This window comes from Rhodococcus sp. BP-316 (assembly GCF_019836105.1).
GTDB lineage: Bacteria > Actinomycetota > Actinomycetes > Mycobacteriales > Mycobacteriaceae > Rhodococcoides.
In genome coordinates this window covers 86859-106355 of record NZ_JABUEE010000010.1, presented here as the reverse complement: position 1 = coordinate 106355, position 19497 = coordinate 86859, and the positions used below count along the sequence as shown (strand labels likewise).

4 protein-coding genes are annotated in these 19497 nt (G+C 70.2%); 3 read left to right on the top strand and 1 reads right to left on the bottom strand.

Features of this window, described 5'->3' with window-relative positions; translation table 11 throughout:
* The first annotated feature begins 14 nt into the window (after positions 1-14).
* The 3 genes from HQ312_RS19010 (at position 15) to HQ312_RS19000 (ending at position 17844) form a co-directional block, all read left to right on the top strand.
* Complete coding sequence (locus HQ312_RS19010; protein WP_222640619.1) at positions 15-16139, top strand: non-ribosomal peptide synthetase; 16125 nt, start codon at positions 15-17, stop codon at positions 16137-16139.
* Between the two features lie 86 nt (positions 16140-16225).
* On the top strand, positions 16226-17599 hold the full coding sequence (locus tag HQ312_RS19005; RefSeq protein WP_222640610.1) for a lysine N(6)-hydroxylase/L-ornithine N(5)-oxygenase family protein: 1374 nt from the start codon (positions 16226-16228) through the stop codon (positions 17597-17599).
* Entirely contained in the window at positions 17596-17844 is a 249-nt protein-coding gene (locus HQ312_RS19000) for an MbtH family protein (protein ID WP_027506921.1), read from the top strand. Before HQ312_RS19005 ends, HQ312_RS19000 begins: the two co-directional genes overlap by 4 nt.
* 3 nt (positions 17845-17847) lie before the next feature.
* Here HQ312_RS19000 and HQ312_RS18995 read toward each other — a convergent pair whose 3' ends face one another.
* Positions 17848-19317 (bottom strand): threonine/serine exporter ThrE family protein, encoded by a 1470-nt coding sequence (locus tag HQ312_RS18995; protein WP_373425300.1) that lies wholly within the window; start codon positions 19315-19317, stop codon positions 17848-17850.
* Positions 19318-19497: the final 180 nt, after the last annotated feature.

The following is a 19497-nucleotide window of genomic DNA, read 5'->3' as shown; positions in this document are numbered from 1 at the left end:
GTTAGCCTACGTTCATGTCTCGGGGATCTGTCGTCACCACCGCTGTGCTGCCGTTGACCGCTGCCCAGACAGAGGTCTGGACCGCGCAGCACCTGCTGGGTGACCGCACCGACTTCGTCATCTCGCTGCTCGTCGAGATCACCGGCCCGCTCGACCTCGACCGCGCGTGTGACGTCATCCGGTCGGTCATCGCCGACGCGGACGCGCTGCACGTGCGATTCGACTTCTCCGGTCCCGAGCCCGTGCAGTACCGCAGTGACGACGAGTGGTCGGTCGGGGTCGTCGACCTACGCACGGCTGCCGACCCGATGGCGGAGGCGAAGGCCTGGATCGCGGCCGACATCGCGTCGGCGGACACCAGCGGCGCTCGCGATCTGTTCGCGACGGCGCTTCTCCGCCTGGGGGACGAGCACGTGCTCTGGCACCAGCGCTATCACCACGGCATCGTCGACGGCTTCGGCATGTCGATCATCTTCAACGAGGTCCGCGCGCGCTATGCGGATCCCGAGCGGGGAGTCGCGACCGCGGGCAGGCCGGAGGCCGGTCGTTCGAACGGAGGTGCGTGGGCTCTCGAGCCGCTGGTGGTGGCCGATGCGGAGTACCGCGCGTCCGAGGGTTTCCGTCGCGACCGCGACTACTGGCTCGACCAGATGGCCGACGCCCCCGAGCCGCCGGTGCTGCTGCCCGACGTGCCCGACACGGGGGCTGCGGTCACCGAGCGGGTCTCGGTGCCGATCGACCGCCTCGCCTCGCTGTACGACGTCGCCGAGACGGAGGACGTCCGACGCACCCGCCTCGCGCCGGCAGTGTGGATCGCGTACCTGTCCGCGGTCACCGGCCGTCACGATCTCGTCGTCTCACTGCCGTCGACCGCCCGCGTGGGCCGTCGTGCGCGGACGACGCCTTTCATGGCGTCGACCATCCTTCCCGTGCGACTGCGACTCTCGCCGTCGATGACGGTGGCCGACGTCGCGCGGGAACTGCAGCGGGCGTCGATCGGTGCGGTCCGGCACGGTCGCTTCCGCGGGGAGGACATCGCTCGGGAGCTGCGGGACTCCGGCGACCGCATGGTGCACGGGCCGGGCATCAACGTCCTCATGGTGGAGCACGGCATCGACATCGGCGGTTCGCCGGCGCACATGCACAGCCTCCAGACCGGACCCGTGCGCGATCTCGACGTCACCGTCACCGGCGGCCGGGACGACGAGCCGCTGGTCTTCGACCTGCGCTCGCGCCCCGGTGCCCACGACGCGCTGATCGGCCACCGGGACCGCTTCGAATGGGTGCTCGATCAGGTTCTCGCGCAGCCGGATCGGACGCTGTCCTCCCTGTCGACGATGTCGGAGCCCGATCTCGATCGCCTGCTGCACACCTTGAACGACACCGCGGAACCGTCCGTGTCGACGTCGGTGCCCGCTCTGTTCGCGGCGCAGGTCGCCGCCACCCCCGATGCGGTGGCCGTGGTACTGGGCGAGCGGACGCTCACCTTCACCGAGCTCTCGCAGCGGGTGCACCAGCTCGCCCATGCACTTCTCGACGCGGGCCTGCCCCGCGAGGGTGTCGTGGCCGTGTCGATGCCGCGCTCGATCGAGATGGTCGTGGGAGTGCTGGCCGCGATGGTGGCGGGCGGCGCGTTCGTCCCGCTCGATCCGGACTGGCCGGTGGATCGCCGCGAGCGGGTGCAGCAGGATGCGGACACCCGCGTCGTTCTCACGGGTGCGGGCGACGAGAAGAGCCGGTGGACGGTCGATCTCGACGACTGGCAGTTCGGCGACAGGCCGACGTCCGCTCCGGACGTCGTGGTGCACGGCTCGCAGCTCGCCTACGTCATCTTCACCTCCGGCAGTACCGGGACGCCCAAGGGCGCCATGATCCGCCACGAGGCCATCTGTGCCCGCATGGTGTGGCAGCGCGATCGGGTGCTCGGTTTCGGACCGGGCGACGCGTCGTTGTTCAAAGCGCCGTTGTCCTTCGACATCTCGGTGAACGAGATCCTGCTCCCGTTGCTGTCGGGTGGCACCCTCGTGATCGCCGAACCGGGGGGCGAGCGGGACGGTCTGTACCTCCTGGATGTCATCTCGCGTCGCCACGTCACCTTCGTCTACCTGGTGTCCTCCATGCTCGACGCGCTGCTGGCCCTCGACACGGACGGATCGTTGTCCGGCCTGCGGCACGTGTGGTGCGGCGGTGAGGTGCTCACGCCGGAGCTGTTCGCGCGCTTCCGCTCTCGACTCGGCACCACGCTGTATCACGGGTACGGGCCCGCGGAGGCCACCATCGGTGTGTCCCATGTGATCTACACGGGCGACGCTCCTCGCATCGCCACGTCGATCGGCCGCCCCAACCCGAACACGCGCCTCTACGTGCTCGATTCGTTGCTGCGCCCGGTGCCGGTCGGCGTCGGGGGAGAGCTCTACGCGGGCGGGTTCCTCCTCGGTCGTGGCTACGTGGGCGCACCGGACATGACCGCGTCGCGTTTCGTGGCCGATCCGTTCGGCCCCGCCGGCGCCCGGCTGTACCGCACCGGCGACCGAGCACGTTGGGCGGAGGACGGCACCCTCGACTTCCTCGGCCGGGTGGACAACCAGGTCAAGATCCGCGGCATGCGCCTCGAGCTCGAGGAGGTGGAGGCCGCGCTCGGCTCGTGCCCCGGAGTGCGACGCGCCGCCGTCGACGTGCGCCGAACCGGTGCGGGCGCGGCGTTTCTCGCCGCCTGGGTCGTGCCGGACGGCGCCGCGCTGACACCCGAGGTGCTGCGCTCGCACTGTGCACGCGTCCTCCCCGAGTACATGGTGCCGTCCACCTACGTGGTGCTCGATGCCTTCCCCACCACCGCGAACGGCAAGGTCGATCGGCGGGCTCTGCCCGATCCGGAGCAGGTGCGCGGCGACGCCGTGGCCCCGCGGACCGAGCGGGAGCGCGTGCTGTGCGAGGTGATGGCGTCGGCGCTCGGTGTGGAGAATGTGGGTGTCACGGACGACTTCTTCGCCCTGGGCGGCGACAGCATCGTGGCGATCACGGTGGTCGCGCAGGCCCGCGAACGAGGGCTGGCGATCGGCCCGCGCGACGTCTTCACCCTGCGTACCGCCGAGGCGATCGCCGGCGCGGCTCCGGCGGAGCTGGTGACCGTCGATGACGATCCTGTCGGCGAGGTGGTGGCCACGCCCATCGTCGCGCGGACACTCGAGCACGGCGGCATCGGCGCCGCGTTCCACCAGACCGCCTCCGTGGCACTGCCTCCGGGCACCGACCCGGCTCTTGTGTGTGCGGCCGTCGAGCTCGTCGTCGCCCACCATCCGGCGCTGCGTGCCGTGTGGAGCGAGGGTCTTACCGTGCCCGCCGACACCGTGTCCCCCGAGTTCGGCACGGGCTCCGTCGCGGACACCGTGGCCCGCCTCGATCCGACGCGGCCGGGTGGCATGGTGGCCGTGTCTCTCGAGGCCGACACGCTGATTCTGTCGGTGCACCACCTCGTCGTCGACGGGGTGTCGTGGCGCATCCTGCTCGGGGATCTACTGACGGCACTGGGTGCGCTGAGCGAGGACCGCACGCCCACGCTGCCACCGGTCACCACGTCGATCCGCCGCTGGGCGAGCCTGGTCGACGATGCCGCGGACGCCGGCCACTTCGACCACGAACTACCCTGGTGGCGTGAGGTTCTGACGACCTCGAGCGACACCGTCGGTGCTCGCACACTCACCGCGGCCGATCGACTGTCGGCGACGCACACGGTCACCACCCCCGCCGACGTCACGGCGGCACTGCTGACCGACGTCGCCACCGCCTACCGCACCGGGCCCACCGAGGTGCTCCTCGTAGCACTCGCCCGCACCCTCGCGTCGTGGGACGGGTACTCGGCGCCGTCGGTCGTCGTGGACGTGGAGGGACACGGCCGCGACGTCGAGGTCGTCGAGGCTGCGGGGGTCGAGGCTGCTGGGGTCGATCTGACGCGCACCGTCGGGTGGTTCACGACCGTCCGTCCCGTTGCACTGCCGACCGGTCCGGACCCGGACGCCGATGTTCTGCTGCAGATTCGGGACTCGCTGCGCTCGGCACCTGCGTCCGGCGTCGGATACGGCGCACTGCGGTACCTGCGCCGCGAGCCCGCTCTGGCGGAGGCCGCGGCGCCGAGCGTCCTGCTCAACTACCTCGGCCGCAGTACCGACGTGGGGGTGTCCGTCACCGGGGGCTCCGATCCTGATCAGCCTGCGGCGCACGCGCTGACGATCGACGTGATCGAGACCGGGGGACAGCTCGTCTCGACCCTGCGCTGGGTGCCGGGTGTGGTGGACGACAGCATCGTGGATGCGTGGACCGCCGCACTCGACCGCGTCGCCGGATCTGCGTCGAGCGCTCGCCGCACCTCCGCAGACTTCCCGCTCGCCGCTCTCGGCGCGGACGACGTCGCGGCGCTCCCGGACGACGTCGAGGACGTCCTGCCCCTCACCGCGGTGCAGGACGGCATCTACTTCCACAGCACTTTCGGAGACACGGACCCGTACGTCGTGGGCCAGGTGGTCGAGATCGGTGGCCCCGTCGACAGTGCCGTGCTCCGCACCGCGCTCGAGCACGTGGTGGCTCGACACGCATCGCTGCGCACCAGCTTCCGACCCCTCGCCGACGGGCGCGTGGTCCAGGTGGTGCATCGCACCGTCGATGTCCCGTTCACCGTGTCCGACAGCACTGTCGACGAGGTGCTGGCCGATCACGCCGGCGCCGGCATGGATCTGGGCACCGCTCCGCTGGTGCGCTACACCCTCGTCCGCCACGACGAGACCCGCTCGTCTCTCGTGCAGTCGATCCACCACATCGTCGCGGACGGGTGGTCGATCCCGATCATGCTGCGCGAGATGCTTGCTCACTACGGGGACACTCCGGCTCTTCCGGCGGTCACCGCGCCCGCGGCGTGGGTCCGCCACCTCGCCGAGCGCGACATCGACGCGTCGGCACGGGTCTGGCGCGCCGCACTCGCGGGTGTCCGCGAGTCGGTACCCGTCCCGGCGTTCGGCGCCGCCGGCAGCGGTACCGCATCCGTGCGGGTCGACCTCTCCTCCGACGTCACCGCCGTGGTGTCGGGACGTGCGCGCGATGCCGCGGTGACGCAGGGTTCCCTGCTGCACGGAGCCTGGGGTCTCGCGCTCGCACGCGCCACCGGTCGACGCGACGTCGTGTTCGGGTCGACGGTGTCCGGACGGTCGGCACCGGTCGCCGGTATCGAGTCCATGGTGGGGCTCTTCATCGACACCATCCCGGCACGATGGAGACTGCGAGCGGACGACACCGTCGCCTCCGCGGTACAGCGCTGGCAGCAGGAGCAGGCCGATCTGCTCGATCACCACCATGTCGGCGTGCCGACGCTGCGTCGTGTCGCGGGGGTGGACTCGTTGTTCGACTCGCTGGTCGTGGTGGAGAACTACCCGTTGGGCGACACCGCCATCGCCGATCCGTCCGGCACCATCGCGTTGACGGGTATTCGGGTCGAGGAGAACTCGCCGTACCCGTTGACGCTCATGGTGATTCCGGGTGATCGGTTGACGCTGGAGCTGAAGTACGACGCGGCGCTGGTCTCGGCAGCGATGGCGCAGTCGATGCTGGACACCGTCGTCGCGGTCGCGACCGCACCGGCCGACACCCTGGTGTCCGCCGTGATGCCGACGGACCGTCCGGCGGTCGTCGACGCGCCCTCGTCCGACAGTTCGACCACCCTGGTGGATCTCCTCGAGGTGCAGCGCCGGACCACCCCGAACGGCGTCGCCCTCGTCCACGGCGAGGAGTCCCTCACCTACGCCGAGCTGCACTTGCGCGCCGAGCGGGTCGCCGCCGGTCTTCGCGAGCGTGGCGCCGGTCCGGGATCGGTGGTGGCGGTGGCACTTCCGCGCTCGATCGATCTGGTGGTCGCACTGCTCGCGGTCGTCCGGTCGGGCGCGGCGTACCTGCCGCTCGATCCGGGGTACCCGGCCGAGCGTCTGGCCTTCATGATCGAGGACGCGCATCCCGCCGCGGTGATCGACGGCGATCTCGCACCGTTCGAGGCCGAGCCGACGGCAGCACCCGGGCCCGCCCCAGCCGACGCCGCGTACGTCATCTACACCTCGGGATCGACCGGCCGTCCCAAGGGAGTGGTGGTGCCGCACAGCGCCATCGTGCCCCGCCTCGAGTGGATGCGCGATCACACTCCGCTCGCCGTGGGCACCCGAGTGCTGCAGAAGACGCCCTCCAGTTTCGACGTCTCGGTCAGCGAGTTCTTCGGACCGCTGGTGTCCGGAGCGACGCTCGTGCTCGCGGACCCGGATGCGCACCGCGACACCGCCCGTCTCGTCGAGGTGATCCGCGCGCAGCAGATCACCTGGGTGCACTTCGTCCCCTCGATGCTCGACGCGTTCCTCACCGATCCGGACGTCGCGACGTGCACGTCGCTGCGCGTGATCGTCTGCAGCGGTGAGGCATTGTCCGCAGAGTCCGCGCGCCGCGTCGGCGCGCTGCTTCCACACGTGCGCCTGGACAACCTCTACGGCCCGACCGAGGCGGCCGTCGACGTCACCGCCGCACAGGGCGTGCAGAACCACCCCGGCGACGCTGTGCCCATCGGATCTGCGCTGCCCGCCGTCGGGTTCCGCGTACTCGACGGGTGGCTGTCGCCGGTGGGACCGGACGTGCCGGGCGAGCTGTACCTGGCGGGTCCGCAGCTGGCGCGCGGGTATCTTCGCCGCCCCGGTCTCACCTCCACCAGGTTCGTCGCCGGGCCGGACGGGGAGAGGCTCTACCGCACCGGCGACATCGTGCGGTGGCGCGACGGGGCGCTGGACTACCTCGGTCGCGCCGACACCCAGGTCAAAGTGCGGGGCTTCCGTATCGAGCTCGGTGAGATCGACGCGGCGCTGCGCTCGCATCCGTCCGTCGACCGGGCCGCCACGGTGGTGCGCACCGACCGCGGGACCGCGCAGATCGCCGCCTTCGTGGTGGGGTCGGTGGACGAGGCCGCACTGCGGTCGTACCTGGCCGACCGTCTGCCCGAGCACATGGTGCCGACGACGCTGTCCGTGGTGGCTGATCTGCCGACCGGCCCCAGCGGCAAGCTCGACCGGGCAGCGCTGCTGGCCGCCGTACGCGCGGACACTCCCACCACCACGGAGACGGGGTCGGGTCCGGTCGCGCTGCTGTGCACCCACTTCCACACCGTTCTCGGTGGAGCGGCGGTCGGTGAGGACGACGACTTCTTCGCCCGCGGCGGCGACAGCATCCTGGCCATCCGGCTCGTGAACCTGGCGCGGGGCAGCGGTCTCGAGATCAGCGCCCGCGACGTCTTCGAGAAGCGCACTCCGCGTGCGCTCGCGGAGGTCGCACGGGTCGAGTCTCCGCAGGCCGCCACGGTCGCGGAGTCCGGTGTCGGGGAGGTGCGCCCGCTCCCCGTGGTGCACCGACTGTCCGAGTGGTCCGGTAGCACCGATCGCTTCAACCAGTCACTGTTGCTGGTGGTTCCGGCTCCGGTCGACAAGACAACGCCGCAGCGCACCGTCGATGCGCTGGTGCAGCATCACGACAGCCTGCGCCTCGTCCTGACCCGTCACCTCCGCGGTGTCTGGACCACCGCGGTGCGCCCCGACGCCTCGGTCACCGTGCACCGCGTCCACGCGGTCGATCTCGACGAGTCTGCGTTCGCCGACCTCGTCGCGCGCGAATCCGATGCCGCCACCGACCGTCTGGCTCCCGAGGCCGGCGCCGTGCTCGAGGTCGTGTGGTTCGACCGTGGCTCCGAGCCCGGCCGGCTACTGCTCGTCGCGCATCACCTCGTCGTCGACGGGGTCTCGTGGGGCATCCTCGTCGAGGACCTCGCACTGGCGTGGATTGCGCACGACAGCGGCCAGACCCCGACGTTGGACCGCGTGCGGACCTCGCTGCGGGAGTACGGGCGCCTGCTCGACGAGAGTGCCCACAGCCCCGCTCGTCTCGCGGAACTGGACCACTGGATCGCCGTCACCGTTCCGGGCGGCGCGCTCATCACCGGCCGACCTCCGGTCTTCCCGCAGACACCGAGAGACACCGACCACGCCGTGGTCGGTCAGGGCGACGTCCGCACCGTCGACGTGTCGTCCGAGGTCACCGCCGAGGTGCTCGGCAGTGTGCCCGCTCTCGTGCGCGGCGATGTGACCGACGTCGTCGCCGCAGCGCTCCGGCTCGCCCTCACCCGGTGGTCCGTCGACCGCGACGTACTGGTCGACCTCGAGCGCCACGGTCGGTCGGATGCGGCGGATCTCTCGCGCACCACGGGGTGGTTCACGTCCATCGCTCCGGTCCGGCTGCGGCCGGGAACCGATCCCGTCACGGTGCTCGCGGAGACGAAGGAGGCCCTGCGTGCGGCGCCCGACGGTGGCCTCGGCTACGGGCTCCTGCGCTACGGGAACGCCCGCACCGCAGCCCTTCTCGCACGTGGTGAGCAGTCGCAGATCCTGCTGAACTACTTGGGCCGGGTGCCGGCCGCCGGGTCGGCCCCGTTCGACAGGGCTCCGGAGACCGTGCGTACCGATCCCGATGCCGACATGGGCGGTCCCTACCGTCTGGTGATCAACGCGCACGTGACGGACGGTGCACAGCCGACCCTCTCGGCCCAGTTCGCCTGGTCGTCCGCGCACCTGTCGTCCGAGGCGGTCACCTCGCTCACCGACGAGTTCCGCACGGCGCTCGGAGATCTCGCGGAGGCCGCCCGCACACACGACGGACCGCCGATCCTCACGCCGTCGGACGTCCCTCTCGTCGACCTCACTCCCGACGAGCTGACGGCGCTGACCGCACAGGGATCCGTCGAGACCGTGTGGCCGTTGACTCCTCTGCAGGAGGGACTGGTCTTCGAGAGCCTGTCCGCGGGGGAGCGCGACATCTACACGGCGCAGTTCGCGCTGGACTTCGATCACCGCCTCGATCTCGATCGGCTGCGTAGTGCCCTCGCCGGGCTGCAGCGCCGCCACCCACAGCTGCGCGCAGGGTTCACGCAGACGGCCGCCGGTGTGCCGGTGCAGGTCGTGTCGTCGTCGTGCGAGGTGCCCGTCCGCGAGGCACACGCCGGAGACGACGACGAGGCCGAGCGGTGGATGCAGGAGGACCGCGACACCCCGTTCGACCTGTCGACACCACCGCTGTGGCGGGTGCTCGTGCTGCATCTCGACGGTGGGCGCGATCGCCTGGTGATCAACCGGCAGTTCCTCGTCTGGGACGGCTGGTCCAACGGTGTGGTGGTGGGAGAGTTGCTCGCCCGCTACGAGAATCCGGGGCTGCCCGCGCCGGCGGACACCGCGTTCGAGCGGTACCTGACGTGGCTCGCGGAACGCGACCGCGTCGCGGCCCGCACCGCGTGGGCGACGGCGATGGCCGGTCTCGACGAGCCGACGCTGGTGGCGCACCGCGCCGCGCCGCCGGTCGGTATCCCGTTGCGTCGACGCGACGAGCTCGATGCGTCGACGACGGCCGCGCTCGTCGCCGCCACCCGTCAGCGCGGTGTCACGCTCAACGCCGTGGTCACCGCCGCTCTGGCACTGGCGATCTCGTCGGCCACCGGCCGCACCGACGTGGTCTTCGGCATCACGGTCGCGGGCCGACCGCCCGAGGTCGAGGGACTCGACACCGCACCAGGGATGTTCCTGTCGACGGTGCCCGTCCGTACCGTGCTCGATCCCCGCGAGAACGTCGACGCCCTGGTCCGCCGTGTCCAGGGCGACCGCGTGGAGGCGATGGAGTTCGATCACCTCGGTCTCGCCGAGATCATCGAGGTGTCGCCGCACCGCACTCTGTTCGACACGCTCTGCGTGGTGCAGAACTTCGTCTCCGAGGACTCGGCGGCGTCCCTGAACGCGGCGCACGGTGTCGCGGGCACCGACAGCATCGACCACACGAACTATCCGCTCACCGTCGTCGTCACGCCGGGTGCTCGGATCGCCGTGACGGTCGAGTACCGGCCGGAGGCGATCGACGTCGAGCGCGTCGACCTGATCGCGGACGAGTTCACCCGCCTGGTGGCCGGATTCGCGACCGAGGGGTCGCGTTCGGTTCTGCCGGCGCTGCCACGCCTCGACCGACAGGTCGACGAGGTTCCCGATCTCACCGTGACCGAGATGCTGCTCCGCACAGCGCAGAAGGATCCCGACGCGATCGCACTCGTCGCCGGGTCCGAGCACCTCACCTACGCCGGGTTGGCCGGCCGGGTGGAAGGTCTGGCGCGCGTCCTGCTGGGCCGCGGTGCGGGACCGGAGACCGTGGTGGCTCTCGCGTTGCCTCGCGGTCTCGACATGGTGGTCGCGCTGTTCGCCGTGTTGCGCACCGGCGCGGCCTATCTACCCCTCGAACTCGATCACCCCGATGCCCGTATCCATGCTCTGCTCGACGACGCTCGTCCGCTGTGCACCGTGACCACGGAGGCGGTCGGTCGCCGACTGAGCGGACGCGACGGCATCGTCGTGCTCGAACCACTCCACGACGAGTCACCGCTCACCGCAGCCGAACTGGGGGCGTTCGCGCCCGGAACGCCGCATCGGCTCGATCACCCGGCCTACGTGATCTACACGTCCGGGTCGACCGGGACGCCCAAGGGCGTCGTCACGCCGTACCGCGGACTGACCAACATGCAGCTGAACCACCGGTCCGCCATCTTCGACCCGGTGGTGGATGCGGCACACGGTCGGACACTGCGGATCGCACACACGGTGTCGTTCGCGTTCGACATGTCGTGGGAAGAACTCCTGTGGCTCGTCGAGGGTCACGAGGTGCACGTCGCCGACGAGGTGCTGCGCCGCGACGCCGATGCCCTGGTCCGCTACATCGACGAGGAGCGCATCGACGTCATCAATGTGACCCCCACGTACGCATCCCTCCTCCTCGAGACAGGTCTGCTCGACGGGCATCGACCGGCGCTCGTCCTGCTGGGCGGTGAAGCCGTCGGCGACGACGTGTGGTCCGCGCTGCGATCCACCGACGGCGTGCTCGGCTACAACCTGTACGGCCCCACCGAGTACACGATCAACACCCTCGGCGCGGGTACCGACGAGAGCGAGACGCCGACGGTCGGGTTGCCCATCCGCGCCACCGAGGCGCACGTGCTGGACGGCTGGCTGCGGCCCGTACCGGACGGCGTGGCCGGCGAGTTGTACATCGCCGGAGCCGGACTCGCCCGTGGCTACGCGGGACGGTTCGGCCTCACGGCGGACCGCTTCGTCGCCAACCCCTTCGGGACGGGGGAGCGCATGTACCGCACGGGTGACCTCGTGCGTCGCCGCGTCGGAACGGGACTGATCGACTACCTCGGCCGCACCGACGATCAGGTCAAGATCCGCGGTCACCGGGTGGAACTCGGTGAGGTCGCCTCGGTCGTGTCGTCGGTGGCCGGCGTCCGCCGCGCCGCGGTCGTCACCTCGACGGGGCCGGGCGGGCTGGCCCGGTTGATCGCCTACGTCGACACCGACGCGGATGCCGAATCGGTACGGGCGGCCTGCGCCGTGGTCCTGCCGGACTACATGGTGCCCACCGTCGTGCTCGTCTCGTCCTTCCCGATGACCGTCAACGGCAAGCTCGACGTCGCCGCACTGCCGGCGCCGGACGAGAGTGCCGTCGACGCTGTGCCGCCGCGGACCGAGGTCGAACGGCTGCTGTGCAACGTGTTCGACGACGTGCTCGGCCGCCGCGGCACCGGGATCCACGACGACTTCTTCGATCTCGGTGGCCATTCACTTCTGGCGACTCGCGTCGTCGGCCGTGCACGGACCGCGCTCGGCACCGAGCTGAGTGTGCGCGATCTGTTCGCCGCGCCGACCGTGGCGGGTCTCGCCGCGCTAGTCGGATCGCGAGGCGATGACGCGCGGCCGGCTCTGCGTCGGTACGACCGGCCGGATGTCGTGCCCATGTCGGCTGCGCAGCAACGGCTCTGGCTTCTGCATCAGCTTAATCCGGACTCGGCCGCCTACAACTTTCCGATCGTGCTGCCGCTCCCCGAGCAGCTGGACGAGGATGCGTTCCGGCTCGCCCTCGCCGACGTCGTCGAACGGCACGAGTCGCTCCGCACCGTCTTCGGCGATGCGGACGGCGTTCTGGCGCAGCACGTTCTGACGGACGCGTCACCGGAGTACTCGGTTCACGAAGGCGATGCCGCCGCCGTGGTCGCCGAGATGACGGCGCGGCCGTTCGATCTGCGCCGGGAGATCCCTATCCGTGCGGCGCTGATCCGGAACGAGGACACCTCGTGCGTCGTCGTGCTCGTCCTGCACCACATCACGACCGACGAGTGGTCGGACCGGCCACTGCTGGCCGACCTGATGGCGGCCTACGCCGCGCGACTGTCCGGTGACACGGATGCCCGTCCTCCGCTGCCCGTGCAGTACGCGGACTACACGCTGTGGCAGGCCGATCTGCTCGGCGACGCCGCAGATCCGGAGTCGCTCGCGGGGCGTCAGCTCGCGTACTGGCAGTCCGCCCTGGCCGGCGCTCCCGACGAGATCGAACTCGCGACCGACCGGCCGCGTCCGCCGCGGCCGAGTCATCGCGGATCGGTGGTGCGTCGCACCGTCGATCCCGAGACCGTGCGCGCCCTGCGGACACTCGCGCGGAGTCTCGACGCGAGTGTCTTCATGACCCTGCACGCGGCGTCTGCCGTGCTGCTGCACCGGATCACCGGGTCCGACGACATCGTGCTCGGCGCCCCGGTGGCCGGGCGCGGTGAGGAGGGGCTCGACCAGCTCGTCGGGTTCTTCGTCAACACGCTGGTTCTGCGCACCGCGGTCGACGGCCGCTCCACGCTGCAGCGGGCGGTGGAGGAGGCGCGCAGCGTCGACCTCGAGGCCTTCGCGCACGCGGATGTGCCGTTCGACGCAGTGGTGGCGCGGGTCGCTCCCGAGCGCAGCCTGTCGCGGAACCCGCTGTTCCAGGTCATGATCAGCCATCACACCGGTCCGCTCGGCGACGGTGACGCGGCGCTGATGACGCCGGCGAAGTTCGACCTGGTGTTCAACTACACCGAGGATCTCACCTCCGACCGCCTGGTGCTCGAGCTCGAGTACGCCGAGGATCTCTTCGACGCGTCGACCGCCGAGGCCGTCACAGCACGTCAGCTCGCGGTGCTCGACGCACTGGCGACCGACGCCACGGCGGTGGTCGACGACGTCGACATCTTCCTGCCCACCGAGCGCGACGACGTCCTCCGGCGCTTCAACGACACCGCCCGTGCGGTGCCCGAGGAGTCGCTGTTCGAGTCGTACCTGCGGTGGGTCGAGACGACTCCGGACGCGATCGCTGTGGTGGACGAGACCACGACGTGGACGTACGCGGATCTGCACGAGCACGTCCTCGACATCGCCGCGGAGTTGCAGCGGCGCGGTGTCGGTCCCGAGGCCGTGGTCGCGGTCGCGGTGCCGCGGTCGGTGTGGACCATCGCGGCGACCATGGGGGTCCTCGCGGTGGGCGCGGCGTATCTCCCGCTCGACCTGAAGCATCCTGCGGACCGGCTCGAGTACATGGTCACCGATTCCGGGGCGACCCTCGCCCTGACGTCGGCCGCGGCCACCGCGCAGGTGCCGTCGGCGGCCGAACACGTCCTCGTGGAGGACATCCCGCCGTCGACCGGTGTCGAGCTCGTGCGACCGGCTTCGCTCGAACTCGCGGCGTACGTCATCTACACGTCCGGTTCGACCGGCCGCCCCAAGGGTGTCGTGGTGCCGCACGAGGGCATCTCGTCACTCGTGGCCACGGCGGAGGACCGCATGCGACTCACCACCGGATCGGTGGTCCTGCAGTTCGCGTCGGTCGGCTTCGACGTCGCGGTCTTCGAACTCGCCATGGCCCTGTGCACGGGATCGCGACTGGTGATCGTGCCCGACGATGCGCGTGTGGCGGGTCCCGAGCTCACCGACTTCTGCGCCGAGCACGGGGTGACCCACGCGATCATCCCGCCGTCGCTCATGGCGGCGCTCCCGCCGGGATGTGCACTGCCCGAGGGGTGCACCGTGCTCGTCGGTACCGAGACGGTGCCGCCCGCGGTGATCTCCGCCTGGTCCGAGCATCTGAACCTGCTCGCGGCGTACGGACTGACCGAGGCGACGGTCAACAACACTCTGTGGCAGGCCCGTCCGGGCTGGACGTCGTCCGTGCCCATCGGCGTGCCCGACCCCAACGAGCGGGCGTACGTGCTCGACGATCGGCTGCGGCCCGTCCCGGTCGGGGTGTCGGGGGAGCTGTACATCGCCGGCCGCGGGCTGGCGCGCGGGTACCTCGGGCAGCCGGGGCTCAGTGCCCACCGCTTCGTGCCCGATGTCGCCGCTCCCGGCGGCAGGATGTACCGCACCGGCGACCGGGCACGCTGGCGTGCCGACGGCAATCTCGACTTCCTGGGGCGCGTCGACGACCAGATCAAGGTGCGGGGGTTCCGGATCGAGCCGGGCGAGATCATGGCCGCGATGGCGTCGTTCGACGGTGTCGATCAGACCGCCGTCGTCGTGCACGAGTCGTCCGAGGTGAGCCGACTCGTCGGATACGTCACCGGGCGTGACGACCTCACGGGGGCCGCGGTGCGGACGCACGCGGCGACGGTGCTGCCGGACTACATGGTGCCCACTCTCGTCGTGGTGGTCGACGGGACGTTGCCGTTGACACCCAACGGCAAGTTGGACCGAGCTGCGTTGCCGCAGCCGGAGTGGTCGTCGGTGGTCGGCGGCCGCGCTCCCACCACGGACGTCGAGCGTGCGCTGGTGCGCAGTGCCGCAGCGGTTCTGGGCCTGGACGAGCTGGGGACGGACGACGACTTCTTCGCTCTCGGCGGTCATTCGATGGCCGCGATGCAGTGGGTGTCGGCCGTCCGCGCCGAACTCGACGTCGACATCTCGGTGCGCGACGTCTTCGAGGCGTCGACCGTCCGCGCCTTGGCGGAGCGACTCGCCGATCGCGGTGGACACGAGGGACCGCACCTGACCGCGCACCCGGACAGGCCCGACGTGGTGCCGCTGAGTCCGATGCAGGAGACCAGGCTGCAGAACGGGCACGTGGTGCAGGCCGACCACGCTCTGGTTCTCGAGCTGCCCGACGTGGACACCGCGGTGCTCGCCGCCGCGGTCGGCGATGTCGCAGAGCGGCACGAACCGCTGCACTCGGTTCTGGTGCCGGGTGAGGGGTCCGCCCTCGGCGATCCGGTGGCGCTCGAGACCGTCGACGTCGGGACAGACGACATCCGCCGCCGCGCCTACGAGATCGCACAGGAACCCCTGGATCTGACGCAGCGACCCGGTCTGAGAATCATGCTGCTACAGAACGATTCCAGGGAAAGAATAGTTCTCCTGGTCATGCACTACTGGGCCGTCGACGAGTGGTCGGTCGTCCCGTTGCTCACCGATCTGATGCACGCTGCGCAGGCGCGCTCCGGTACCCAGGCGCCGGAGTTCACGCCGCTACCGCTGCGGTACAGCGACGTCGCGCGCTGGGCCGTCGCCCGACGGGAGGCCGACGACTCGGCGATCACATCGTGGCGCGAGACCCTGGACGGTGTGCCGAGTCGAGTGAGTCTTCCGATCGCACTGGGTGAGTCCGGATTCGACGCCGTCGCGATCGACATCGATGTCGACGTGGTGCGAGCGCTACGCAGCATCGAGGGTGCGGGTCTCGTGTCGGTTCTGCACGCTGCCTTCGCGTTCGCTCTCACCGACCTCGGTGCGGGTGAGGACCTGGCGATCGCCACGATGGTCGCCGGCCGCGACGACGAGAGCACGCACGCCATGGTGGGTGCGTTCGCCGACGTCGTGCCGATCCGCACGCGAACAGGATCCGATCTGGCGACGGTGGCTCGTCGGGTGCAGGCGGAGACCGTCGCGGCGTTGAGCCGTTCCGGTCCTTCCTATGTCGACATCGTCGAGGGCGCCGGCGTGCGCGAGATGTACCGTCCGCAGTTCCTGGTGGTGCACCACCACGTCGCAGATCTCGGCGACGCCGGCGCGGCACTCCTGCCGGTACCCGTCGGTCGACCGTGGGCTGACCTGACGCTGAGCGTCCACGAGAGCGAATCGGACCACGACGCTGCACTTTTCGCGCAGCTGCAGTTCGCTGCGGGCGCCGATCGCGGGGCGATCGGTCGGTTCGTGGAACGGCTCACTCTGCACCTGCGATCGGTCGTCGAGGGCTAGTGGACCAGCAAAGGCTAGGCTAAGCTGACCGACGGTCCCGACGTCCACGCGACGATCCGATCCGGGACGGAACGGGTGGGAGAAGCATGAGCAGTCCAGAAGTACTCGACGTCGTGGGTGTCGGTTTCGGACCTGCGAATCTCGCGCTGGCGATCGCGATCGAGGAACACAACGAGACGTGCGCGGAGCACGAGCGCGTCCGGGCGGTGTTCGTGGAACGTCAGGAGAGCTTCGGGTGGCATCCCGGCATGCTGCTCGACGGCGCGACGATGCAGATCGCGTTCCCGAAGGACCTGGTCACGTTCCGCAATCCGCGGAGCGGGTTCACCTTCTTCAACTACCTGTACGAACGCGACCGGCTGGTGGACTTCGTCAATCACCAGACGTTCTTCCCGACGCGGCACGAGTTCCACGACTACCTGTCCTGGGCTGCCGACCGGGTCGACGCCGACGTCCGCTTCAGTACGTCGGTCACGGACATCACGCAGGACGGCGACGTCCTGACCGTCCGGTGCGACGACGGCACAGTCGTGCGCACCCGCAACGTCTCCGTCGGCGCCGGGTTGACCCAGCGGGTCCCCGAGTGGGCATCGCTGTCCGCACGGTGCTTCCACAACCACGACTTCCTGCCACGTATGGCCGAGCTGCCGAAGCCGACCCACGGACGGTTCGTGGTGCTGGGCGCCGGCCAGTCGGCGGCCGAGGTGGTGCAGTACCTGCACGGTCACTACCCGCACGCCGAGGTCCACAGCGTCTTCGCGCGGTACGGCTACAGCCCCGCCGACGACAGCCCCTACGCCAACCGCATCTTCGATCCGTCCGCGGTCGACGAACTGCACCGGGCACCGGCCCTCGAGCGGGAGCGGCTCATCGCGCTGCACCGCAGCACCAACTACTCGGTCGTCGACATCGAGCTGATCGAGGAGCTCTACCGCGCAGAGTACGCGGAGCGCGTCAGCGGTCACCGCCGGCTGTTCATGCGCCGCGCGTCCACCATCGACGGCGTGGTCGAGACGGCCGACGGCATCGAGGTGACCATCCGGGACAGCATCGACGGCATCGCCGACACCCTCGACTGCGACGCGCTCGTGCTCGCGACCGGCTTCCGGCCCGCGCCTCTGCGCCCGCTCCTCGGCGAACTGGCGCCCGAGGACGGCGGCCCCCGCGTCGTCACACGCGACTATCGCCTGCTGGCGACACCGGAGGCCGACACCGCCGGTGCACCCGGTGTCTACCTGCAGGGCGGCACCGAGACCACGCACGGCATCACGTCGTCGTTGCTCTCGAATGTCGCGATCAGATCCGGAGAAATCCTGAACTCCATCGTTGCGAGGCGTGCCGGTGGCGCGGTCCTTGCTAGGGTCGACACCGGTTCCACAGGCGCGGCGACCCGCGCCGAGACCGACAAGGCCCGCCGGGAACGCCCGGCATCGACGTTTGCAGTGAGCGAGGCAAGATGAGCACCAACCCGTTCGACGACGAAGACGGACGCTTCTACGTGTTGGTCAACGACGAGGATCAGCACTCGTTGTGGCCCACCTTCGCCGAGGTGCCCCAGGGATGGCGCGTCGTGTTCGGCGAGGAGAGCCGGGCAGCGTGCCTGGAGTACGTCGAGAAGAACTGGACCGACATGCGTCCCCGCAGTCTCCGCGAGGCCATGGAAGAGGACGCCGCGGGTCGTCACCGCGTCGAGAATCCCTCCTGATCTCTACTTCCAGCGCGCCGCGGACCGTCTCCGCGACCTGACCGGAAGCTTCGAGCGCACCGAGTCCGCGCGGCCCAGTCTCATGATGGGTCGACGCAGGGACTCGGTGCGTTCGACTATGCGGGGGCGGCGCAGTGTGCGCGCACCCCATTCGCCCAGCGTGACGCCGCCGGCCAGTGCGCCGCCCGTGCCCACCGCCGCCAGCAGTGCGCTGAGGCCCAGCAACGTCTGATCGTTGAGCAGGGCGAAAAGGCCGCGGTACACCGACAGACCCGGCAACAGCGGGGTGATACCGGCGACCGCGACGATCAGCGGCGGAATCAGGGCGCGGCGAGCCATGAGACCACCGGCGAAGCCGACCACCGTCGCGGCGATCGCGGACGAGAGCACCGGCCCGAAGCCGACCTGCTGCGCGATGAGGAACACCAGCGCACCGGCGAAACCACCGGCGAACGCCGCCGTGAGACCTCGGCGCTCCGCGTAGCAGGCCAGTGCGTAGAAGAGGGCCGCGAAGGCGCCGGCAAGCACCTTGGTGGGCACCTGGGCGAGGTCCGGAGGCGCGACGTTGCTCATGACCGGCAGCTCCGCGCCCAGCAGCGCCGCCAGTCGCAGGGTGGTCGCCACGCCCGCGATGATGCCGCCCGTCATCATCAGCAGTTCGAAGAAGCGGGCCGCGGCGGTGATCGGGGCGCCCGTGATGGCGTCCTGCACCGAGCCGACCAGCGACAGCCCCGACAACAGCACTGTCACGCCGGCCGCGATGACCTGGGACGGCAGGATCGAGATGCCCAGTTGTTCCTGGAAGTTGTACAGCGTGATGGCGGGCGCCGACGCGATGAAACCGCCGACCACCTGCTGGAAGAAGAAGGGCAGACCGGCACGGTTCAGCACTCGGCCGACGCGGTCGATCACCATCGTCGACAGGAAGCTCACGGCGGCCACCAGCACACCGCCGCCGAGCAGCACCGAGATCGCCGCGGCCATGCCCGCCCACGCCAGGGTGGCGATCCACCGGTTGTAGGGGTGCGGTGCGCGGGTGACCTCCTTCAGCTCCGCCAACGCGACCGCCGGTGTCGGCACCTCCAGGCGGATCTTGCGGGCGAGAGCGTCCACGTCGGCCAGGCGCGTGAAGTCCATGGACCGGTAGTGCACGATGCGCATCGTGCTTGCCGGGGGGAGGGTCGGGCCGCGGTAGGCGCTGATGACGATCGAGTTGTAGGTGACGTCCACGTCGCACCGGGCCAGGCCGTACGTCGAGGCGATGAACTGCACCTGGTTGGCGGTGTCGATGGCACCGGTCCCGGCGGCCAGGGTCACCTCACCGACACGCACCGCGAGGTCGAGCACCTCCGACACGCTGGCGTCGTCGGTGAGGTCGATGGGCTGGAGCGGACTGGGTGCACCCGCCGGGGTGTCGACGATGGCGCGTCGCTCGCCTGTCATGCGTCGTAACGTCGACGCGAAGCCCTGCAGGTAGGTCATTCCTTCTCTCGGTCCGCTCTGGTGTCCGGTTGTCCCGACGAAGGTACCGGGTCCACCCGGGTGTTCCCTGACCGAGGCGGCTCACGCCCGCACACCGTTTTCGGCGTCCGGATGCGCCCACTCGTGGCACAGTGCTGGAACCACGTCGACCGTCGGGGGGCGACGACGTCC